Source organism: Methylobacterium sp. yr668 (assembly GCF_900116245.1).
Lineage (GTDB): Bacteria > Pseudomonadota > Alphaproteobacteria > Rhizobiales > Beijerinckiaceae > Methylobacterium.
Genome location: NZ_FOZY01000025.1, coordinates 49,849 through 68,947, shown reverse-complemented (window position 1 = coordinate 68,947; position 19,099 = coordinate 49,849). Strand labels below are relative to the sequence as shown.

Annotated in this window: 21 protein-coding genes, 1 other RNA gene and 1 pseudogene; 11 read left to right on the top strand and 12 right to left on the bottom strand. The window is 72.0% G+C overall.

What is annotated here, in order from left to right; all coding sequences use genetic code 11:
- Nucleotides 1–10: 10 nt before the first annotated feature.
- Nucleotides 11–904: a phosphoserine phosphatase SerB gene (gene serB, locus BM419_RS24150; RefSeq protein ID WP_091927882.1), complete on the top strand. Its 894-nt coding sequence runs from the start codon at nucleotides 11–13 to the stop codon at nucleotides 902–904.
- Between the two features lie 3 nt (nucleotides 905–907).
- Here the strand turns inward: serB and BM419_RS24145 are convergent, their stop codons facing one another.
- The 7 genes from BM419_RS24145 to BM419_RS24115 all read right to left on the bottom strand — a co-directional run bounded on the left by BM419_RS24145 (nucleotide 908) and on the right by BM419_RS24115 (nucleotide 7,951).
- Complete coding sequence (locus BM419_RS24145; protein ID WP_091927881.1) at nucleotides 908–1,447, bottom strand: coiled-coil domain-containing protein; 540 nt, start codon at nucleotides 1,445–1,447, stop codon at nucleotides 908–910.
- 139 nt (nucleotides 1,448–1,586) lie between these two features.
- Entirely contained in the window at nucleotides 1,587–3,131 is a 1,545-nt protein-coding gene (locus tag BM419_RS24140) for a DegQ family serine endoprotease (protein ID WP_091927895.1), read from the bottom strand.
- 112 nt (nucleotides 3,132–3,243) lie between these two features.
- Nucleotides 3,244–4,221 (bottom strand): protease modulator HflC, encoded by a 978-nt coding sequence (locus BM419_RS24135; protein ID WP_020091289.1) that lies wholly within the window; start codon nucleotides 4,219–4,221, stop codon nucleotides 3,244–3,246.
- On the bottom strand, nucleotides 4,218–5,408 hold the full coding sequence (gene hflK, locus BM419_RS24130; protein WP_091927880.1) for an FtsH protease activity modulator HflK: 1,191 nt from the start codon (nucleotides 5,406–5,408) through the stop codon (nucleotides 4,218–4,220). The genes BM419_RS24135 and hflK overlap by 4 nt, the downstream gene beginning before the upstream one ends.
- 282 nt (nucleotides 5,409–5,690) lie before the next feature.
- On the bottom strand, nucleotides 5,691–6,179 hold the full coding sequence (locus BM419_RS24125; RefSeq protein ID WP_091927879.1) for a dihydrofolate reductase: 489 nt from the start codon (nucleotides 6,177–6,179) through the stop codon (nucleotides 5,691–5,693).
- Entirely contained in the window at nucleotides 6,176–6,970 is a 795-nt protein-coding gene (locus BM419_RS24120) for a thymidylate synthase (protein WP_020091292.1), read from the bottom strand. The genes BM419_RS24125 and BM419_RS24120 overlap by 4 nt, the downstream gene beginning before the upstream one ends.
- 123 nt (nucleotides 6,971–7,093) lie before the next feature.
- The gene (locus tag BM419_RS24115; RefSeq protein ID WP_175556361.1) at nucleotides 7,094–7,951 is read right to left on the bottom strand and encodes a CPBP family intramembrane glutamic endopeptidase; all 858 of its coding nucleotides are present in this window, start codon (nucleotides 7,949–7,951) and stop codon (nucleotides 7,094–7,096) included.
- Here BM419_RS24115 and ssrA point away from each other — a divergent pair.
- Nucleotides 7,943–8,324, top strand: a transfer-messenger RNA (tmRNA) gene (ssrA, locus tag BM419_RS24110). The genes BM419_RS24115 and ssrA overlap by 9 nt on opposite strands.
- A gap of 64 nt (nucleotides 8,325–8,388) precedes the next feature.
- Entirely contained in the window at nucleotides 8,389–9,015 is a 627-nt protein-coding gene (locus BM419_RS24105) for an SspB family protein (protein WP_020091294.1), read from the top strand.
- A gap of 216 nt (nucleotides 9,016–9,231) precedes the next feature.
- On the opposite strand, the gene BM419_RS24100 is transcribed toward BM419_RS24105, so the two are convergent.
- Entirely contained in the window at nucleotides 9,232–9,510 is a 279-nt protein-coding gene (locus BM419_RS24100) for a hypothetical protein (protein WP_091927877.1), read from the bottom strand.
- A gap of 85 nt (nucleotides 9,511–9,595) precedes the next feature.
- Complete coding sequence (locus BM419_RS24095) at nucleotides 9,596–10,990, bottom strand: cytochrome P450 (RefSeq protein WP_091927894.1); 1,395 nt, start codon at nucleotides 10,988–10,990, stop codon at nucleotides 9,596–9,598.
- Nucleotides 10,991–11,112: 122 nt separating this feature from the next.
- Between BM419_RS24095 and fumC the strand changes: the two genes are divergently transcribed.
- The 4 genes from fumC to BM419_RS24075 all read left to right on the top strand — a co-directional run bounded on the left by fumC (nucleotide 11,113) and on the right by BM419_RS24075 (nucleotide 13,853).
- Nucleotides 11,113–12,522, top strand: a complete 1,410-nt coding sequence (gene fumC, locus BM419_RS24090; RefSeq protein WP_091927876.1) for a class II fumarate hydratase — start codon at nucleotides 11,113–11,115, stop codon at nucleotides 12,520–12,522.
- Nucleotides 12,523–12,584: 62 nt separating this feature from the next.
- Nucleotides 12,585–12,782 (top strand): DUF4169 family protein, encoded by a 198-nt coding sequence (locus BM419_RS24085; RefSeq protein ID WP_042672647.1) that lies wholly within the window; start codon nucleotides 12,585–12,587, stop codon nucleotides 12,780–12,782.
- A gap of 137 nt (nucleotides 12,783–12,919) precedes the next feature.
- The gene (locus BM419_RS24080; protein WP_020091300.1) at nucleotides 12,920–13,144 is read left to right on the top strand and encodes a ribbon-helix-helix domain-containing protein; all 225 of its coding nucleotides are present in this window, start codon (nucleotides 12,920–12,922) and stop codon (nucleotides 13,142–13,144) included.
- Nucleotides 13,145–13,226: 82 nt separating this feature from the next.
- Nucleotides 13,227–13,853 (top strand): ParB-like protein, encoded by a 627-nt coding sequence (locus tag BM419_RS24075; RefSeq protein WP_020091301.1) that lies wholly within the window; start codon nucleotides 13,227–13,229, stop codon nucleotides 13,851–13,853.
- Between the two features lie 25 nt (nucleotides 13,854–13,878).
- Here BM419_RS24075 and BM419_RS24070 read toward each other — a convergent pair whose 3' ends face one another.
- A complete protein-coding gene (locus BM419_RS24070; protein ID WP_244540842.1) occupies nucleotides 13,879–14,301 on the bottom strand; it encodes a PRC-barrel domain-containing protein in 423 nt (140 codons plus the stop codon).
- A 120-nt stretch (nucleotides 14,302–14,421) separates the two neighbouring features.
- Here BM419_RS24070 and mepA point away from each other — a divergent pair, with 120 nt between their 5' ends.
- Nucleotides 14,422–15,342: a penicillin-insensitive murein endopeptidase gene (gene mepA / locus BM419_RS24065; protein WP_091927875.1), complete on the top strand. Its 921-nt coding sequence runs from the start codon at nucleotides 14,422–14,424 to the stop codon at nucleotides 15,340–15,342.
- Between the two features lie 26 nt (nucleotides 15,343–15,368).
- Here the strand turns inward: mepA and BM419_RS24060 are convergent, their stop codons facing one another.
- Nucleotides 15,369–16,022 (bottom strand): TetR/AcrR family transcriptional regulator, encoded by a 654-nt coding sequence (locus tag BM419_RS24060; RefSeq protein ID WP_091927874.1) that lies wholly within the window; start codon nucleotides 16,020–16,022, stop codon nucleotides 15,369–15,371.
- A 55-nt stretch (nucleotides 16,023–16,077) separates the two neighbouring features.
- Between BM419_RS24060 and BM419_RS24055 the strand changes: the two genes are divergently transcribed.
- The 3 genes and pseudogenes from BM419_RS24055 to BM419_RS24050 form a co-directional block, all read left to right on the top strand.
- The gene (locus tag BM419_RS24055) at nucleotides 16,078–17,604 is read left to right on the top strand and encodes an FAD-dependent monooxygenase (RefSeq protein WP_091927873.1); all 1,527 of its coding nucleotides are present in this window, start codon (nucleotides 16,078–16,080) and stop codon (nucleotides 17,602–17,604) included.
- Nucleotides 17,605–17,613: 9 nt separating this feature from the next.
- Nucleotides 17,614–17,781, top strand: a complete 168-nt coding sequence (locus BM419_RS32565; protein ID WP_175556360.1) for a hypothetical protein — start codon at nucleotides 17,614–17,616, stop codon at nucleotides 17,779–17,781.
- Nucleotides 17,782–18,090: 309 nt separating this feature from the next.
- Nucleotides 18,091–18,573: pseudogene (locus BM419_RS24050) on the top strand (PAS domain-containing protein); the annotation flags it as partial.
- Nucleotides 18,574–18,614: 41 nt separating this feature from the next.
- On the opposite strand, the gene BM419_RS24045 reads toward BM419_RS24050, so the two are convergent.
- Nucleotides 18,615–18,935, bottom strand: a complete 321-nt coding sequence (locus tag BM419_RS24045) for a hypothetical protein (protein ID WP_020091308.1) — start codon at nucleotides 18,933–18,935, stop codon at nucleotides 18,615–18,617.
- Between the last annotated feature and the right edge of the window lie 164 nt (nucleotides 18,936–19,099).

The window sequence follows — 19,099 nt, the reverse complement described above, 5'->3', positions numbered from 1 at the left end:
AAACTCCACGATGCTGGTCGCGGTCCTGATAGCAAACCCGGATCGGCCGTCCATCACCGACGCGGTGCTGGCCGAGACGCGCGCCGTGCTGCGGACGGAGCACCAGCCCCGGATCCTGCACGGCGAGGTGGCGGCCGAGCTGCTGGTGCCGGGCGAGCCCGCGGCCGCCGCGTCCCTCACCGACAGGCTGCGCACGGCGCTGGCCGGCGAGCCGATCGACCTCGCGGTGCTGCCCGCCGACGCGCACAGGCGCAAGCGCCTGTTCCTGGCCGACATGGATTCCACCATGATCGAGCAGGAATGCATCGACGAGCTCGCCGGGACGCTCGGCCTCAAGGACCACGTGGCGGCGATCACCGAGCGGGCGATGCGGGGCGAGATCGCCTTCGAGCCGGCCCTGCGCGAGCGCGTCGCGCTCCTGAAGGACATCCCGGTCGGCGCGGTCGACGGGCTGATCGCCGAGCACCTGACCCTGACCCCGGGCGGCGGCACGCTGGTGCGGACGATGCGGGCGCACGGCGCCCATACCTGCCTGGTCTCCGGGGGCTTCACCCTGTTCACCGGCCCGATCGCCGCGATGATCGGCTTCGACGAGCACCGGTCCAACGTGCTGGGCGTGGCGGACGGGCGGCTCACCGGCCTGGTGGAGGACCCGATCGTCGGGAAGGCCGAGAAGCGCGCGACGCTGATCGCGCTGCGCGGGCAGCTGGGCCTCGGCGCCGCCGAGACCCTCGCGGTCGGCGACGGCGCCAACGACCTCGACATGCTGGGCGAGGCCGGCCTCGGGGTGGCGTTCCGGGCCAAGCCCGCGGTCGCGGCCGCGGCGCGGGTCCGGGTCGAGCACGGCGACCTCACCGCGCTCCTGTACCTGCAGGGCTACGCGGCGGCGGAGTTCGTGGGGTGAGGCTCAGTGGAGGGTGCGGGTCAGGGCGATGACCGCGCCGAGCACGGCGAGCGTCTGAAAGCCGATCGCGCCGACGAGCCAGCGCACCGTCTCGACCTTCGCGGAGGCGATCGCGCCCTTCACGGCCTCGATGTCGGCCTTGGTCTCGAGGCGCAGACTGTCCAGGCCTGCTTTGATCTCCATCCGTAGGCCTTCGAGGCCAGCCCTCGTGGAGAGGCGAAGCGTCTCGATATCGGAGGCGGTCGAGAGCCGGAGATTGTCGCTGTCGGCCTTGGTCGTCACGCGAAGGCTTTCGATATCCCCCTGGGTGGCGAGCCGAAGCGCTTCGGTGTCGGCACGGCTCTGGATTTTCAGGGCCTCGATGTCACCACGGACCATCTGAATATCGGCTCGCAGCTCGTAGATATCGGCCTTCGTCGCCAGATTGCTGTCGAAGACGTCCACCAGCGCGTCGGCCAGGCCCTCCGCCTGCTCGGGCGACAGCTTCGCCTTCTCCCGCAGGGCGCGGGCGAATTTCAGGGTGTCGAACGCAACGGCCGTCATGGGTCCGAACCCGTCCGAGCCGCACCGACTCGCGGCTCAGTGTGCCCTGCCGCGGCGCAGCGTCAATGTGGGGCCCCTGAACGCGCGAGGGCCGCCGCTCCCCGCGGAGCGACGGCCCTCGGCAACACGATGAGACCGCTCAGTCGAGGCCGACGGCCACGAAGCGCACGTCGCCGGTGGCGCCCGCCACCAGCAGCAGGACCGACTTGCGCCCGTCCTTCTTGAGGGCGTCGATCCGCTTGGTCACCTCCGCGGGGGTGCTGACCGACTCCTGGCCGACCTCGACGATCACCTCGCCGGGCTGGATCCGCTTGTCGGCGGCGGTCGAGTTCGGGTCGACCCGGGTGACGACCACGCCCTTCACGGTGTCCTTGATGGAGTACTTCTTGCGCAGCTCGTCGGTCATGCCGGAGAGGTTGAGGCCCAGCGCCTGCCGGGTCGCGCTCTCGGGCTCCGGCTGGCGCAGGTTGGCGAGCTGCGGCTTGTCGCCGTCCTCCAGGCGGCCGAGGGTGACGGGCTTCGTCACCTCCTCGCCCTTGCGCATGACGACCACGTCGACCTTCTGGCCGACCGGGGTCGAGGCGACGATGCGCGGGAGGTCGCCCGAGGCCTTCACCGGCGCGCCGTTGAACTTCAGGATCACGTCGCCGACCTCGATCCCGGCGGTCTTGGCCGGTCCCTTCTCGTCGACGCCGGCCACCAGGGCGCCCCGCGCGCCGCCCTTGAGGTTGAGCGCCTCTGCGGTGGTGTCGTCGACGTTCTGGATGCGCACGCCGAGCCAGCCGCGGCGGACCTCGCCGAAGTCGCGGAGCTGGTCGATCACGGGCTTGGCCGTGCCCGACGGGACCGCGAACCCGATGCCCACCGAGCCGCCGGTCGGCGACAGGATCGCCGTGTTGATGCCGATCACCTCGCCGTCCATGTTGAACAGCGGGCCGCCGGAATTGCCCTTGTTGATGGCCGCGTCGGTCTGGATGTAGTTGTCGTAGGGTCCGGACTCGATGTTCCGGCCCCGCGCCGAGACGATGCCGGCCGAGACCGAGCCGCCGAGCCCGAACGGGTTGCCGATGGCGATGACCCAGTCGCCGGGCCGCATCTTGTCGGAATCGCCGAACGGCACGGCCTTCAGCGTGCGGTCGGCCGGGGGCTTCACCCGCAGGACGGCGAGGTCGATCTTCGAATCCTTGCCGACGATCTCGGCCTTCAGCTTCGTGCCGTCGTGCAGGATGACCTGGATGTCGTTGGCGTCGCCGATGACGTGGTTGTTCGTCACCACGAGGCCGGCGGAATCGATGATGAAGCCGGAGCCGAGGGAGTTCGACTTGCGCTGCTGACGCGGCCCGTCGCCGTCACCGCCGCCGCGGCCGCCGCGCCGGTTGAAGAACTCCTCGAACAGGTCCTCGAACGGAGTGCCCGGGGGCACCTGCGGCCCGGCACGGCCGGCGCGGGCCTCGACGGTGGTGGACGCGGAGATGTTCACCACCGCGTCGGTGACCTGCTCGGCGAGATCGGCGAGGGAGGCCGGCCCCTTGGCGAAGGCCGGCACCGGCAGGGCGGCCGCGGCCACGGAGACGGTGACCGAGGCGCCGATCAGGATCGAGGCCATCACCGCGCGGGCGCGGGAGCGGGGCCGCGCCGGGGCGCGGTCGAACGGCGCCTCGGGGGCGCTCGCGACGGGGTGCATGGTCGACCTCTTCATGAACGCGTTTCCGGTCCCGCGGGCCTCGACCGATGGTCGAGGCCCGCGGGTTGTCCTGCACGGTAATCCCCGGGCGCCGGGGCGCCAACGGGCCCCCTCAGCGCGCCGTCCCCGCCGTGGAGCCGGTCGTCGAGCCCGTGGTGGCGCTCGGATCGGCCGGTCCGCGCGGCCCGCGGGCGGCCGGGGCGGGTGCCCGGCCCTGCGGATCGCTGAAGAAGCGGAAGAAGTCCGTGTTCGGGCTGATCACCAGGCGGGTATCGGATCCCTTCAGCCCGCTCTCGTAGGCCTGCATCGAGCGGTAGAAGCTGAAGAAATCCGCGTCCTTCCCGAACGCGTCCGCGAGGATGCGGTTCTTGTCCGCGTCACCCTGTCCACGCAGCTGCTCGGATTTCTGCGTCGCCTCGGCCAGGATGACCGTGACCTCGCGGTCGGCCTTGGCGCGGATCGTGGCGGCGATCTGGTCACCGTTGGCGCGGATGTCGGCGGCCTCGCGCTCGCGCTCGGTCTTCATCCGCCGGTAGACGGCGGCCGAGTTCTGCGCGGGCAGGTCGACGCGGGTCATGCGCAGGTCGACGATCTCGATGCCGAGCGCCTTGGCCTGCCGGTTCACGTCCTCCTGGATCTGGTGCATCAGCTGCCCGCGATCGGTCTTCACGATCGCGTCGCGGGTCGAGCGGGCGAGCACGTTGCGCAGGCCGGAATTGGTGAAGCTCGCGAGCCGCTGGTTGGCCAGCCCGATATTGCCCACCGCCTGGTAGAAGCGCAGCGGATCGACGATCCGGTAGCGGGCGAAGGCGTCCACCTCCAGGTTCTGCCGGTCGGCGGTGAGCACCGTCTGGACCGGCAGGTCGAGGTCGAGCACGCGCTTGTCGAAGACGACCACGTTCTCCATGAACGGGATCTTGAAGTACAGGCCGGGCTTGTCCTCGCCGGTGGCGTTGAGGACGGCCCGGACGCGGCCGAACTGCAGGACGAGCGCCTGCTGCATCTGGCCGACGGTGAAGATCGAGGCGTAGAGGCCGATCGCGACGATGGCCGCGACCACGATCAGGCCGGTGCGGAGAGCCTGTTTCATCGGGCAGCTCCCGTCTGGGTCTGGGCGCGGGCGCCGAACTCGGAGAGCGGCAGGACCGGCAGCACGCCGGCCGCGGTGGCACCGCCGGGCTGCGTCCCGTTCTGGTCGATGATCACCTTGTTCACGGAGCCCAGGACCTTCTCCATCGTCTCCAGGAAGATCCGCTCGCGGCTGATCGCCGGGGCGGCCTTGTAGGAAGCGTAGACCTCGCTGAAGCGCGCGGCCTGGCCGGTGGCGTCGGCGGTCGCCTTCGTCCGGTAGGCCTCGGCCTGCTGGACGATCTGGGACGCCTTACCGCGGGCCTGCGGCACCTCGCGGCTGGCGTAGGTCTTGGCCTCGTTCTGCGCCGTGTCGGCGTCCTGCTGGGCCGCGTTCACGTCGATGAAGGCGGGGCGCACTTCCGGCGGCGGGTTGACCGAGACGAGCTGCACCACCTCGATGCGCACGCCGGCGCCGTACTCGTCGAGCGCCTTCTGGACCATCTCCTTCACCTCCTGGGCGATGCTCGACTGCTCGTTGGTGAGGATCGCCTGGATGTTGCGGCGGCCGATCACCTCGCGCATCGCGCTCTCGGAGATCGCCTTGATGGTGCCCTCCGGATTCTGGAGGTTGAACACGAAGTCGGAGGCCTTCAGCGGGTTGACCCGCCACTGCACCTCGAAGTCGAGATCGACGATGTTCTCGTCGCCGGTGAGCATCAGGCTCTCGTCCGGCACGTCGCGGTTGCGGCCCTGCCCGTTCGGGCCGGCGCGGAAGCCGATCTGGATCGAGTTCTGGGAGCCGACATCCGGCTTCACCACCCCGCCGATCGGATAGGGGAAGTTGTAGCGCAGGCCCTCGCCCTTGGTGCCGACGTAGCGGCCGAAGATGGTCTCGATGCCGACCTGACGGGGGTAGACGGTGTAGAAGCCGGTCGCGAGCCAGATGGCGACGGCCAGGACGGCGATCACCGCCGCGCTGCGGCCGCCGCCGACGCCGGTCGAGCCGCCGCCGTAACCGCCGCCCGAACCGCCACCGCCGCCCGGGATCAGACCGCGCAGGCGGTCCTGCCCGCGCCGGAGCAGGTCCTCGAGGTTCGGCGGCGTCTTGCCACCGCCGCCGCCGCTGCCGCCACCCCAGGGACCACCGCCGTTACCGCCGGGCCGGCCCCAGGGCCCCCCGCCGCCGCTCTGATTGCTCCAAGGCATCCTAGCCGTCGTCTCCTGCCTGTCCGCGCCCGGCCCACGTCCCGACCGGCGCCCCCTGCCTGAACGGCCACGCTCGCCCGCCTAGTCCCGACCATCCGGACCGATCGCACAGCGACCGCTCCCGGCTGGAGGCCTCGAGGGCCCGCACGCGCATCTTCCCGCAGGATGTGCAGGCCCGGCGTGAGCGCGCGCACCCGACAGGCACCTGCGGGCGCACGCCCCGTGCTGTCAAGGCTGGCAGGTGGGCATGCGCGGCGCGGAACGCAAATGCGGCGGCGCGCCTCAGCGTGCGCGCTCCCAGTCGACGAAGGCGAAGGCGTGCTCGTCCCGCGGGCCCGCCGGGTGCGCCTCGCGGAACGTCTCCCGGAAGCGGGCGCGGTCGAAGGCGGGGAATCGCACGTCGCCGGCGGGCTCGGCCTCGACCTCGGTGAGGTGGAGCCGGTCGGCGTGCGGGAGCGCGAGCGCGTAGATCTCGGCGCCGCCGACCACCATCAGCTCCGCCCCGGCGGCGGCCAGCGCGGAGTCCCAGTCGTGGACGGTCTCGACCCCCTCGGCGCGGAAGCCCGTGTCCCGGGTCAGCACCAGGGTGCGGCGCCCCGGCAGGGGCCGGCCGATCGATTCCCAGGTGCGCCGGCCCATCAGCATCGGCTTGCCCATGGTCAGGGCCTTGAAGCGCTTGAGATCGCTGGAGAGATGCCAGGCGAGCCCGTTGTCGCGGCCGATCACGCCGTTGCGGGCGACGGCGGCGACCAGGGAAACGATCGGGCTCATACCGCCACCGGGGCCGCGATGGCGGGATGCGGGTCGTAGTTCTCGATGGCGATGTCCTCGAACCGGAAGGCGAAGAGGTCGCGCACCTCCGGGTTGAGCCGCAGGTGCGGCAGCGGGCGCGGCTCCCGGGCCAGGAGGGTGCGGGTCTGCTCCAGGTGGTTCCTGTAGAGGTGCGCGTCGCCGAAGGTGTGGACGAAGTCGCCGACCCCGAGGCCGGCCACCTGGGCGATCATGTGGGTCAGGAGGGCGTAGCTCGCGATGTTGAACGGCACGCCCAGGAAGGCGTCCGCCGAGCGCTGGTAGAGCTGGCAGGAGAGCCGCCCCTCGCTGACGTAGAACTGGAACAGGCAGTGGCAGGGCGCGAGGGCCATCCGGTCGAGGTCGGCCGGGTTCCAGGCCGACACGATCAGGCGGCGGGAATCGGGGTTGCGCCGGATCTCGTCGAGCACCCAGGCGATCTGGTCGACCGTGCCGCCGCCGGGCTTCTCCCAGGAGCGCCACTGCTTGCCGTAGACCGGGCCGAGATCGCCGCGCTCGTCCGCCCACTCGTCCCAGATCGTCACGCCGTTCGCCTTCAGCGCCGCCACGTTGGTGTCGCCCGCCAGGAACCAGAGCAGCTCGTGGATGATCGAGCGCAGGTGCAGCCGCTTCGTGGTGACGAGCGGGAAGCCCGCCGACAGGTCGAAGCGCATCTGGTGGCCGAACACCGAGAGCGTGCCGGTGCCGGTGCGGTCGTCCTTGGCGACGCCCGCGTCGAGGATGCGCCGGAGCAGGTCGTGATAAGCGTCCATCGCCCATTCCTGCGCGCCGGCGCGCCGGCCGGCAAGCGCGCCGCCGCCATATGTCCACCGCCGTCGCGCGGGAGCCGCTCCGGCGCAGGCCTGCGCGCGGCGCCCTGTCGGCCAAGCCGACCTTCAGACCGGCCAGAGCAGGTAGGTCACCAGGGCGAGGTTCGACCAGCCGTGCAGGGCGACGCCGGGCCAGAGCCGGCCGGTGCGCCAGCGCAGCCAGCCCAGCGCCAGGGCGAGGGGCAGCAGCGAGACCGGCCGGGCGAGCCCCCAGGACGAGATGTGGGCGGCGGCGAAGATGAGCGCGGTGACCAGGATCGCCCCCGCGGGTCCGACGGCCGCCCGGGCGCGGGCGAAGGCCTCGCCGCGCAGCAGCAGCTCCTCGGCCACCGGCGCCAGGATCGCCAGATAGGCGAGCCAGGCCGCGACCGCCGCCTGGCTCATGAACGGCGACAGCCGCACGTGCTGGCCGAAGCTCGCGCCGAACAGCTCCGCCGTGCCGGTGACCCAGGCGATGTGCAGCACCGGCCAGACCAGCAGGAGGCCCAGCAGCGCGACCGGCCGCATGCCGTTCGGCCGCTCGCGGTCGAGGGCGAGGCGGCGGCGCCAACCGGCCCGGTCGTGCCACCACGCGCCGCCGAGCACCAGGGCGGCGAGGTAGACCTGGCGCAGGGCGTCGATCGCGAAGGCCCGGTGGGCGAGTTCCACCGCGCCCAGGAACGGGCGCCGCTCGGGGGGCAGGAACGGGTCGATCCCGCTCCAGAGGTCGAAGCCGACGCGCACCGTGGCGAGGGACAGGAGGCTCGCCGCGCCGAGATAGACGACCACGAGGGCGACCAGGGCGCCGAGCCGCCACGTCGCGCCCCAGGCGCGCTCGAGCGGGCCCCGCGCACCGGGGACGGCGGCGCGCGACTGCGCACTTCCGGCAACAGCCTCCCCCGGAGGCTCCAAATGAGGCGGCGGCGCGACACGATCGGGCTTCAAAACCGGACCGATCCCCTCTATATCTCGGGAGCCGGTCGCGAGGCCGGCTATGGCGATAAACGTTCTTCGCAATAAACCTATCGGACCCGGGGGCGGTACCCGGCGCCTCCACCCGAGCCCAGGACATGCTGCCGCAAGGGGCGTGATCGGAACCGGGGCTTCGGCGGGGGCGAAATAGGATCGACGAGGGCGTAAAGGTTGAGCTTTCGCTCGGCATGGTTCCGCCGTTATCGGGCCTTTGCAATAGTTGCCAACGACAACTTTGCTCCGGTGGCGGTGGCCGCGTAAGCGGTCCCCAATATCGACCTGAAGTCCTAGCGGGTAGCTCCGCATAGGCGGGGTTCGGAGGCGCCTGGCAACAGAAGCCTCCACTTCAGTCCTCGGTCCGGCCATCCGCGGCGGGGCGCCGGGCAGACCGGGCGAGAGCGCGACCGCAGATGGCAGACGACCTGATCCGCTACGACCTCTTGGTACAGGACGCCCTGCGCGGCGTGGTGCGCAAGGTCCTGACCGACGCGGCCCGCGAGGGGCTGATGGGCGAGCACCATTTCTACGTCTCGTTCCGGACGGAGGCCCCCGGTGTGCGGATGTCGCAGGCCCTGCGCGAGAAGTACCCGCAGGACATGACGATCGTCCTGCAGCACCAGTTCTGGGACCTCAACGTCACCGAGCACGCCTTCGAGGTCGGCCTGTCCTTCTCGGGCGTGCCGGAGCGCCTGCTGGTACCGTTCGACGCCCTGTCGGGCTTCTTCGACCCCTCCGTGCAGTTCGGCCTGAAGTTCGATCTCAGCGAGGCCGGCGAGACCCCCGAGGAGGCCAACGCCGCCCCGGCCAAGCCCGGTCCCCGCGGCGCCGGCTCGGAACCCGGCGAGGTGCGGCCCAAGAGCGCCGGTCTCGCGACGATCGGCGCGGGCGCGCCGAAGGGGCTGCCCGCGCCCGCCGCCCCGGGCGAGAAGGACGCCGGCAAGACCGACGACAAGGCCCCCCGCCCCGCCGCCAAGAAGGAGGGCGAGGAGGGCAGCGCCGAGGTCGTGAGCCTGGACGCCTTCCGCAAGAAGAGCTGAGATCGCCCCTGGCCGACTCGGTCACGACCTTCAGCTGCGAGATCCGTCAGGCTCAGGCGCGGCGAGGCGAGGGGAGCGCGCTCAAATCGAAGCTCGGGGGCGTGCTCCATAGCCGGCCACGACAGAACGTCGCCCAGACGATCGCCCAGGGAGCTTCACACAGTCGCGGCAGGCATTTCGGACCGCGCCAGCGCCGGTCGTGCTTCAGATCGACGGTCAGGGGCTCAGAAGTTTGACGAACGCGGCGCCCGCGCCGAAGAATGCGGCCGCGGCTGCCATGCCGGCGAAACCGATGGAGAGCGGGGCCAGGACACGGTCTCGACCGAGCTTGAGCGTCTCGGCGTGCAGCTTCGCCGCCTCGGCCTGAAGCTTGGTCTGCTCGTCGATCAGCTTCCGCTGCTCGGCCACGAACTTTTCCGTCTCCGCATTGGAGCGCAGGACGCGGGCGACCTGCTCGGCATAATCCAGCGTCGCGGGAGCAACGGTGTCGACCATCGCGGTTCGTGCCCGATCTCAGCCAGCGCGACTCTGCTGACCCGTTCCGGCAATGTGAGAACGCACGGGGAACCCGTCAATCCGCTCATGCTCTCCGCTCGGCCTCCATGCGCAAGCCGTGCTCCGGCCGGAGCGTCACCCGGTGGAGCGGCGTGACCGGGGGGTGATCCGCCGGCAGCCGGAAGCGCACCGCCCGGACCACGTGGGCCAGCACGATCACCGCCTCCTGGATCGAGAAGCTCTGGCCGATGCAGACCCGCGGCCCCGCCCCGAACGGCAGGTAGGCGAAGCGCGGGATCGCGTCCCGGTTCTCGGGCAGGAACCGCTCCGGCACGAAGGCCTCCGGGTCGTCCCAGAGCAGCTGGTGGCGGTGGAGCACCCAGGGCGCCACCATCACCAGCGAGCCCCGCGGCACCTTGATCCGGCCGAGCCGGTCGTCGCGGACCGCCTGCCGGCTGAGGAACGGCACCGGCGGGAACAGCCGCATCGCCTCCTCGATCACCGCCCGGGTGAAGGGCAGGCGCTCGACGGCGAAATCCCCCGGCCCGGCCGCGTCGACCTCGGCCTCGACCCGCGCCTGCGCGGCGGGATCCTGCGACAGGCAGTAGAGCGCCCAGGTCAGGGAATTGGCCGTGGTCTCGTGGCCGGCGGCGATGAAGGTGACGATGTTGGCCTTCACGGCGAGGTCCGAGAGCCCGTTGCCGGTCTCGGGATCCTGCGCGGCGAGCAGCAGCGTCAGCAGGTCCCGGGGCGCCTCGCCCCCCGTCATCAGCGCCTTGCGCCGGGCGATCAGTTCGTCGACCACCTCGGCGAAGAAGCGCCCCGCCGGGCGCGCCCGCAGGCGGCCGATCCGCGGCACGAAATCGGGCACGCCGAACACGTCGAGGGGGTCGATCGGCCCGACGGCCTCGAGGAAGCGCGTGATCGCGCGGCCCAGCGCGTCGGGATCGCTCGGCAAACCTTGCGTGAAGATCGTCCGCTCCAGCACGTCGAGGGTGACGCGGGTCATCTCCAGGGCGACGTCGACCCGCTTGCCGTCGCGGCGGACGAGGCGGCGGCCGAGCCGCGCCCCGGCGGCGTTCATCGCGTCGGAGAAGCCCTGGACCGTGCGGGCGTTGAAGATCGGCGCCAGCGTCCGGCGCTGGAGCCGCCACTCGTCGCCCTCGGCACTGAGCAGGCCGTTGCCGAGCCCCGGGGCCAGCACGCGGCGCTGGAGGTCGTCCTTGCGGTAGCCGTCGGGGTTCTCGATGAGCAGGTAGCGGATCAGCGCCGGGTCGCTCACCAGGGTGATCCGGCCCATCGCGCCCTCGGCCGCCACGACCGGCAGCTTGAAATGCGCGTCCATCCAGGTGGTGATCGGGTTCTTGCGCGCCGCCCGCAGGAACTCGAACAAGCCGAGCGGCTCCTTCAGCGGCGGCGGCACGACGGGGCGGAACCGGGTGCCGGCCATCGGTTCGGAGAGATCGATCGTGGCGCTCATCGGCTCCTTGTCCGGCGGGAACAGAGCCCCGCCCTTGTCGGCGCGCCGGGGAAAACCGGCATCGCGATTCACCCGCGCCTCATTTAAGTAGGCACCGCACTGCACCAGACGTAGAGGCCACGATGTCGCCCACCGAGACCGCCACCCGCACCGAGTCCGACACCTTCGGTCCGATCGAGGTCCCGGCCCACCGCTACTGGGGCGCGCAGACGCAGCGCTCGATCCAGAACTTCAAGATCGGCACCGACCGGATGCCGGCGCCGCTCGTCCACGCCCTTGGGGTGGTGAAGCAGGCCGCCGCCCTGGTGAACAAGGATCTCGGCGCCCTCGACCCGAAGCTCGCCGACGCCATCGCGGCCTCGGCCGCCGAGGTCGTGGAGGGCCGCCACGACGACGAGTTCCCGCTCGTCATCTACCAGACCGGCTCGGGCACGCAGTCGAACATGAACGCCAACGAGGTGATCGCCAGCCTCGCCAACGAGCGCCTGGGCGGCCAGCGCGGCGGCAAGTCGCCGGTCCACCCGAACGACCATTGCAACCGCGGCCAGTCGTCCAACGACACCTTCCCCACCGCCATGCACATCGCGGTGGCCCGCGAGATCCAGGGCCGCCTGCTGCCGGCGCTCTCCCACCTCCACGCCGCCCTCGACGCCAAGGCCAAGGCCTTCGACGCGATCGTCAAGATCGGGCGCACCCACCTGCAGGACGCGACGCCGGTCTCCCTCGGCCAGGAATTCTCCGGCTACGTCGCGCAGGTCGCCCTCGGCGGCTCGCGGGTCGCCGCGACCCTGCCGGGGGTGCTGGCGCTCGCCCAGGGCGGCACGGCGGTCGGCACCGGCCTCAACGCCCATCCGGAATTCGCCGAGCGCTTCGCCGCCAAGGTCGCCGAGCTGACCGGCCTGCCCTTCACGTCGGCCGAGAACAAGTTCGAGGCGCTCGCGACCCACGACGCCCTGGTGTTCACGCAGGGCGCCCTCTCGGCGCTCGCCGCCGGCCTGTTCAAGATCGCCCAGGACATCCGCTTCCTCGGCTCGGGCCCGCGCTCCGGCCTCGGCGAGCTGTCGCTCCCCGAGAACGAGCCCGGCTCGTCGATCATGCCCGGCAAGGTCAACCCGACCCAGTGCGAGGCCCTGACGATGGTCTGCGCCCAGGTGATCGGCAACGGCACCACGGTGAGCTTCGCCGGCTCCCAGGGCAATTTCGAGCTCAACGTGTTCAAGCCTGTGATCGCCAACGCGGTGCTGCAGTCGATCCGCCTGCTCGCCGACGCGGCGGTGAGCTTCACCGACAATTGCGTCGTCGGCATCAAGGCCAACGAGGACAAGATCGCCGACCTGATGAGCCGGTCGCTCATGCTGGTCACCGCGCTCGCCCCCTCGATCGGCTACGACAAGGCCGCCGAGATCGCCAAGACCGCGCACAAGAACGGCACGACCCTCAAGGAGGAGGCCCTGCGCCTCGGCTACGTGACCGAGGCGGAGTTCGAGCGCGTGGTGCGGCCGGAGACCATGCTGGCCCCCAGCGCCGATTAGTTTCTTGGGTATTTGGCCGGCGCGGGTGTCCTGCGCCGGCCGCCATTGCCGGGAGGCGATCCATGGCCGAGATCATCAACCTGCGTCAGGTCCGCAAGGCGAAGGCCCGCGCCGAGGCCGACACGAAGGCCGAGGCCAACCGGATCGCCTTCGGGCAGCCGAAGAAGGCCAGGACCCTCCAGCAGCGCCGCAAGGCCCTGGAGACCGAGCGGCACGAGGGCCACCGCCTGGAGCGGGGCGAGCCCGATCCGGCAGACTGAGAGCAAATCCGGATGCAGCAGCCCCACCGTCCTTGCGAGCGGAGCGAAGCGATCCAGTCGCGCCACGCCGACCAGGGTCGCGCTGCCCTGGATCGCTTCGCTCCGCTCGCGAGGACGGGACGCGCAGCCGCCTCGCCATGAGCCCGGGCATCACCAAGCGCTCCGTGATGATCGCCGGCCACCGGACCAGCGTGTCCCTGGAGGACCCGTTCTGGGCGGCCCTACGGGCGATCGCGGAGGCGCGGGGCCAGTCGGTCCAGGCCCTCATCGGGCACATCGACGCCGGCCGCGACGGCCAGAACCTGTCCTCGGCGATCCGCGTGTTCGTGCTGGAGGCCGTCCGCGCGATGCCGGAAACGTGAGCGCCGCACGCCCTGGCCGCTCTCCCGATCCTGAATAGGTGTCTGACGATCGCGTGACAAATCCACGCACGAAGGAGACCCCATGGCCAGTAGAGAGCCGCTGCTCAAGACCATCCCGATCGCGGAGCTGCGCCCGACGCAGATGACCGTGGGCTACCGGGAAGTGGCGGAGAAGCGGCGGCGCTGGCGGGAGTACGACGGCGAGAAGAAGAAGGAATTCCTCGGCGCCCACATGATCCCGACGCTGCTCGGGCCGAAGAAGCGCCACTACATCATCGATCACCACCACCTCTCCCGCGCCCTGCACGAGGAGGGCGTCGAGAACGTGCTCGTCACCGTGGTGGCCGACCTGCACTACCTCGACAAGGACGCGTTCTGGACGGTCTGCGACCACAAATCCTGGACCCATCCCTACGACGCCGACGGCGTGCGCCAGCACTTCGACGACATCCCGAAATCCGTCGACGCCCTGGTGGACGACCCCTATCGCAGCCTCGCCGGCGAGTTGCGCCGGGCCGGCGGCTTCGCGAAGGACACGACGCCGTTCAGCGAGTTTCTCTGGGCCGACTTCCTGCGGCGGAACATCAAGGAGAAGCGGATCGAGAACGACTTCTCCTCGGCCCTGGAGCGGGCGATGTCGCTGGCCAAGTCCAAGGACGCCGACTACCTGCCCGGCTGGTGCGGGCCGGTGACCCGCCACGTCCGCTGAGACCCGCAGACGGTCGCGGCGCCGCCTAGATGCCCCAATAGGGCGCCGCGTCGTAGTAGCGGTGGATCTGCTCCTCCCAGGCGCCGTCCGCGGCCGGATCGGTGCCCTCGGGGGTGCGGGCCGGGGCGGCGCGCAGCTGCGCCTCGGTGATGTCGACCACGTAGGCGTCCTGCTGCGGCTCGAACCGCAGCACCGACCAGGGCAGCGTGTAGAAGTCCTCGCCAAGGCCCAGGAACCCGCCGAAGCTCATCACCGCGTAGGCGACCCGGCCCGAGACCTTGTCGAGCATCAGCCGCTCGATCCGTCCGACCCGTGTCCCGTCGGGCCGGCGGACATCCGTCCCGATGACCCGATCGCTGGCGATCAGGCGGCGGGGCTCCCGGCCGGCCGGGTTCGCCGTGCCGGGCTGACCGGTGTCCGTTCCCGTTCCCGTTCCCGTGGCCGTCATCGCCGCCTCCCGACCGTTTCCGCGCGACGCGCGCCGTCTGCCCGAAAAACGCCCCGCCCCTGGGCCACGTTCCGGCGGGCGCCCGCGCCCGCCCTCTCCAGCCGGACGAACAGCCCCCGCATGCCGATGCCGCGTTTCGCCCAGAGCCTCGCGCTCGCCGCCCTGCTCCTGCCCGCCGCCGCGCAGGCCCAGGATCGCGGCAGCGTCAATCCGAAGCCGCTGCCGCCCCTGGAGCATCCGGACGCGCCCTCGACGCCCGCCAAGGCCCTGTTCGGGCGGGTCACCAAGGCGTCCTCCGGTCCGGCCCACATCTACGGCTTCTACGCCAAGGGCTGCTTCGCCGGCGGCGAGGCGCTGCCGCTCGACGGGCCGAACTGGCAGGTCATGCGCCCGTCCCGCAACCGGATGTGGGGCACGCCCTACCTCGTCGACTTCATCGAGCGGCTGTCGCAGAAGGCCGCCCGGGTCGGCTGGCCCGGCCTCCTCGTGGGCGACATGGCCCAGCCCCGCGGCGGCCCGATGATCACCGGCCACGCCTCGCACCAGATCGGCATCGACGCCGACGTCTGGCTGACGCCGATGCCCGACCACCGCATGAGCCGGGCGGAGCGCGAGGAGACCTCGGCCACCGACATGGTCCGCCGCGACCGCCTCGACATCGATCCCCAGGTCTGGACGCCCACGCACCTGCAGCTGATCAAGATCACCGCCGAGCAGCCGGAGGTGGAGCGCATCTTCGTCAACGCGGCGATCAAGAAGGCCCTCTGCCGCGACGCCGCGGGCAGCCGCTGGATGTCCAAGGTCCGCCCGATGTACGGGCACAATTACCACTACCATATCCGGCTTTCCTGCCCGGCCGGCCAGGAGGATTGCCAGCCCCAGGGCGCGCCGCCGCCGGGCGACGGCTGCGAGGACCTCAGCTACTGGTTCTCGGACGCGGTGCTCCACCCGAAGCCCCCGAAGACGCCGCCGAAGGCCAAGCCCGCCATGACCATGGCGGCGCTGCCCGCCGCCTGCCGGGCGGTGCTGAAGGCACCGTAGGCCGGGCCCCCGGGGATGGTCGCCGCTCAGGGCGCGGCCGCCTCCGCGTAGGGCGTGCCGGCCAGCGCCGCCGCGAGGCCGGCCGTCCCCCGGTCGATGACCGCCAGGAAGGCGGCATTCGCCGCCTCCGTCCGCCGCGTCGCCCGGAAGGTCCGGTGCGCCCGGAGGAAGGCCACGCTCCAGGTCGCCAGCAGCAGGCCGGCCGCCAGGTCGGCGTCGGGATCGTCCGGCCCGCGCCCGACGGATTCGGCGAGCGCGACCCGCACCACGCCCGCGAGTTCGTCCCGGATCGCCCGGGCCCGGGCCTTGAGCGTCTCGCTCCCGGCCGCCGTCGCGACGAAGGCGCCGCTGCGCGCCGAGAATTCCACGACCGGGTTCCGGCCCGTCACCAGCCGGTGCGCCAGCTGGCGGAGCGTCTCGACCGGCGCGACCCGGGGATCGCGCTGCCGCAGGGTCTCGCGCAGGAGTGCGCGCCCCTCCTCATCGCGGTCGTAGAACATGTCCTCCTTGCGGGGGAAATGGTTGAACACGGTCATCCGGCCGACATCGGCAGCCGCCGCGATCTCATCCACCGTCACGGCGTCGAAGCCGCGCTCCAGGAACAGCCGCGTGGCGGCGTTGGAGATGGCCTGCCGGGTGGCGAGGCGCTTGCGGGACCGGCGGTCGGGAGGCGTTGACATGCGCCGCCTCATACCGCATCCATTCATGGACTGAGTATAGAAATCGATTAAGTCCATGGATGAGCCTGTCGACGTCGTCGTGGTTGGAGCCGGTCCGGTCGGGCTCTTCACAGCCATCGAGCTGACCCTCGGGGGCGCGCGCGTCCGGGTGCTGGAGCGCCTCACCGAGCCGAGCACCACCATCAAGGCGCTGGGGCTCGGCCCCCTGGGCGTCGAGGCGCTGCAGCGGCGGGGGATGGGCGCGGCGATCGAGGCCGCCGAGGCGCGGAGCCTCGCGGCGATGGACCGCCTGCCGGGTCAGGTCGGCGGCGGCCCGCGTGGGGCGCAGTTCAGCGGCCATTTCGGCTTCCTGTTCATCCGCCGCGGCCCGCAGGCGGAGCCGGACCGGCGCATGCGCGCGGTCGATCAGCAGAGCCTCGAAGCCATGCTGCTCGACCGCGCCGCGGCGCTCGGGATCGACCTGCGCCGCGGCTGCACGCTCACGGGCTTCACGGAGGCGGCCGACAGGGTCGAGGTGGCCTGGACCGCGCCGACGGGCGACGCGCGCGTCCGCTGCGCCTATCTCGTCGGCTGCGACGGCGGCCGCAGCGCGGTCCGCAAGATGGCCGGCTTCGCCTTCCCCGGCACGCCGCCGACGCTCACCATGTACCAGGCGATCGCCGATCTCGACGATCCCGCCGGCGCGCTGCCGGTCGGCTGGCACCGCGGGCCGGGGGGCGTCTACGGCCACGGGCCGTTCCCGCGCCGCCTGTTCATGCTGGATTTCAGCGGCCCGCCGGCCGACCGGCAGGCGCCCGTCACGCGCGACGAGATCGAGACCGCGCTGCGCCGGGTCAGCGGCACGGACGTCCGCGTCGCCCGGGTCGCGGTCGCGAACCGGTGGGCCGACAACACGCGCCTCGTCGACACCTACCGCCGGGGCCGCGTGCTGCTCGCCGGCGACGCGGCGCATGTCCACGCGCCCTTCGGCGGCCAGGGCCTGAGCCTCGGCCTGGGCGACGCCGCCAATCTCGGCTGGAAGCTCGCCGCCGTGCTGCGCGGGGAGATGCCCGAGACCCTGCTCGACACCTACACGGCCGAGCGGCGCCCGGTGGCCGAGGCCGTCACGGCCAACACCCGCGCCCAGGCGGCGATCCTGCGGCCCGATCCGCAATCGGGCGCGCTGCGCGACCTGATGGCGCGGCTCCTGGAGAGCGACGAGGTCAGCCGGATCCTCGGCGGCCTGATGCGCGGCCTGAACTCCCGGTACGATCTCGGCTCGCCCGAGGACGCGGTCGGCCGGATGGCCGGCGACGGGCCGCTCGGCGCCGGCGGCGCGACGCTCTACGGTGCGATGCAGGACGGCCGGGGCCTCCTCGTCGACGGCAGCGCCGACGGCGCGGCCTCCCGGATGGTCGCCGCGGCGACGGGCCGGGTGACCTGCGTGGCGGTCCCGGACGGGCCCTCGACGCTGGTCCGCCCCGACGGCTGCGTCGCCTGGACGGGCGCGGCAACCGCCCTCGACGGCCTGCGGGAGGCGGTGGGCCGCTGGTTCGGTCCGTCACCGGCCGGGCCGCTCGGCGCGCCGGCTCCGATGTGCTAACCGCCCCGGATGCCCCGCTGGCTCTTCATCCTCCTCGCGACCGCCCTCGCCCTCTCGGTCCTCGGCAGCGTCCTGATCGTGCTGCGCAGCCCGAACAGCACGCCGCCCCTGCGGGGCGGCGCCGCTGGCGCCCCGGCGCCGGGCCCGCAGACGCGGCCCGACGGCCGGAGCCCGTGAGGCTCGGGCGGCGCCGCCGGTTCCCACCGGGTCGCAACAGCCGGCCGAGTTCTTGGCCCGGTTCTTGGCCAGCTTCTTGGCCGGGGCCTGCTGGTGGCAGGCCCCCGCGAAGCGGTGCGCCAGCGGCCCGCCTCCCGGTCTCGGGCGCCGCCCGATACGGGAAGGCAGGGACCGCCGGACGACGTTCGGCGCCCGCCCTCCGCGAACCGCGCCGCGAGAGACTGGACCGCGCGGGCAAATTCCGGCTTGGTGCCCCGACGACGCGGGTCGGACGGCCGCCCTGCGCGACGCTGTGAGGGGCTGATCCGGATGGAGACGGGCGGGACCGCCACGAGCCACGTGCCGGACGACCTCAAGGCGGAGGCGCACCGGGGCGATCCCTTCGCGGCCGCCGTGCGGGCGACCCGGATGCCGATGATCATCACCGATCCGGCCCAGCACGATAACCCGATCGTCTTCGTGAACGACGCCTTCCTGAAACTCACCGGCTACACCCGGATGGAGGTGGTCGGCCGCAATTGCCGCTTCCTGCAGGGGCCCGACACCGAGGCGGCGGCCGTCGACCGCCTCCGCGCGGCCGTCCGGCGGGAGGAGGATATCCGGGTCGACCTCCTCAACTACCGCAGGGACGGCTCGACCTTCCAGAACGCCCTCTACGTCGGCCCGGTGCGGGACGAGGCGGGACGGGTGGTCTACTTCTTCGCCTCGCAGCTCGACGTCAGCGAGCACTACGCGCTGACCGCCGAGATCGAGCGGCTGAAGGCCGCCCTGGCCGAGGCCGAGGCCAAGCTCGCGGCCCGCTAGCCCGCCCGGAGGATCAGGGCTTCGTCGGATCAGGGCTTCGTCAGGAACCCGATCGGCTCGCGGCCCGGCTGGCCGAGCCAGAGCAGGACCGCGCCGAGGCCGAGGCCGATCAGGGAGGCCGGCGCCAGGGTGAGCGGCAGGCCCAGGATGTGCCAGAGCCAGGGCGCCGCCCCCTCCACGCTGCCCTGGAGGGCGCTGGCCTTGTCCTTGAACAGGGTGGCGATCACGTCGGAGAGCGGCGTCACCCGCAGCCCGTTGTTGGCGATGGAGCGGGCGCCGTCGTAGACCAGCGCGACGAAGCCGCCGGCCATCAGCAGGAAGCCCAGGACGCGGGCCAGGAAGCGGAACATCGCGGGGCCTTCTGAGCCTTGCCTTACGGGCCGTGGGTGCCGGATCGGCGCGCCCGCCCCGGGAGTATGGGGCCGCGCCGCAAGGTGCAAGCGCCCGGGGCGAGCGTCGATCCGCGCGGTTGCGGGGCCCTCGGGCCCGTGCCACAGGGTCGCCCGGCGGCGGC

Excerpts from the sequence above, each read along its gene's own strand:
- BM419_RS24140 (WP_091927895.1), bottom strand. The coding sequence starts at position 3,131 with ATGCACCCCGTCGCGAGCGCCCCCGAGGCGCCGTTCGACCGCGCCCCG.
- BM419_RS24100 (WP_091927877.1), bottom strand. The coding sequence starts at position 9,510 with ATGGTCGACACCGTTGCTCCCGCGACGCTGGATTATGCCGAGCAGGTC.
- BM419_RS24060 (WP_091927874.1), bottom strand. The coding sequence starts at position 16,022 with ATGTCAACGCCTCCCGACCGCCGGTCCCGCAAGCGCCTCGCCACCCGG.
- BM419_RS24080 (WP_020091300.1), top strand. The coding sequence starts at position 12,920 with ATGAGCCCGGGCATCACCAAGCGCTCCGTGATGATCGCCGGCCACCGG.
- fumC (WP_091927876.1), top strand. The coding sequence starts at position 11,113 with ATGTCGCCCACCGAGACCGCCACCCGCACCGAGTCCGACACCTTCGGT.
- BM419_RS24095 (WP_091927894.1), bottom strand. The coding sequence starts at position 10,990 with ATGAGCGCCACGATCGATCTCTCCGAACCGATGGCCGGCACCCGGTTC.
- serB (WP_091927882.1), top strand. The coding sequence starts at position 11 with ATGCTGGTCGCGGTCCTGATAGCAAACCCGGATCGGCCGTCCATCACC.
- BM419_RS24055 (WP_091927873.1), top strand. The coding sequence starts at position 16,078 with ATGGATGAGCCTGTCGACGTCGTCGTGGTTGGAGCCGGTCCGGTCGGG.
- BM419_RS24125 (WP_091927879.1), bottom strand. The coding sequence starts at position 6,179 with ATGAGCCCGATCGTTTCCCTGGTCGCCGCCGTCGCCCGCAACGGCGTG.
- BM419_RS24070 (WP_244540842.1), bottom strand. The coding sequence starts at position 14,301 with ATGACGGCCACGGGAACGGGAACGGGAACGGACACCGGTCAGCCCGGC.
- mepA (WP_091927875.1), top strand. The coding sequence starts at position 14,422 with ATGCCGATGCCGCGTTTCGCCCAGAGCCTCGCGCTCGCCGCCCTGCTC.
- BM419_RS24075 (WP_020091301.1), top strand. The coding sequence starts at position 13,227 with ATGGCCAGTAGAGAGCCGCTGCTCAAGACCATCCCGATCGCGGAGCTG.
- BM419_RS24105 (WP_020091294.1), top strand. The coding sequence starts at position 8,389 with ATGGCAGACGACCTGATCCGCTACGACCTCTTGGTACAGGACGCCCTG.
- BM419_RS32565 (WP_175556360.1), top strand. The coding sequence starts at position 17,614 with ATGCCCCGCTGGCTCTTCATCCTCCTCGCGACCGCCCTCGCCCTCTCG.
- hflK (WP_091927880.1), bottom strand. The coding sequence starts at position 5,408 with ATGCCTTGGAGCAATCAGAGCGGCGGCGGGGGGCCCTGGGGCCGGCCC.
- BM419_RS24135 (WP_020091289.1), bottom strand. The coding sequence starts at position 4,221 with ATGAAACAGGCTCTCCGCACCGGCCTGATCGTGGTCGCGGCCATCGTC.
- BM419_RS24120 (WP_020091292.1), bottom strand. The coding sequence starts at position 6,970 with ATGGACGCTTATCACGACCTGCTCCGGCGCATCCTCGACGCGGGCGTC.
- BM419_RS24145 (WP_091927881.1), bottom strand. The coding sequence starts at position 1,447 with ATGACGGCCGTTGCGTTCGACACCCTGAAATTCGCCCGCGCCCTGCGG.
- BM419_RS24045 (WP_020091308.1), bottom strand. The coding sequence starts at position 18,935 with ATGTTCCGCTTCCTGGCCCGCGTCCTGGGCTTCCTGCTGATGGCCGGC.
- BM419_RS24085 (WP_042672647.1), top strand. The coding sequence starts at position 12,585 with ATGGCCGAGATCATCAACCTGCGTCAGGTCCGCAAGGCGAAGGCCCGC.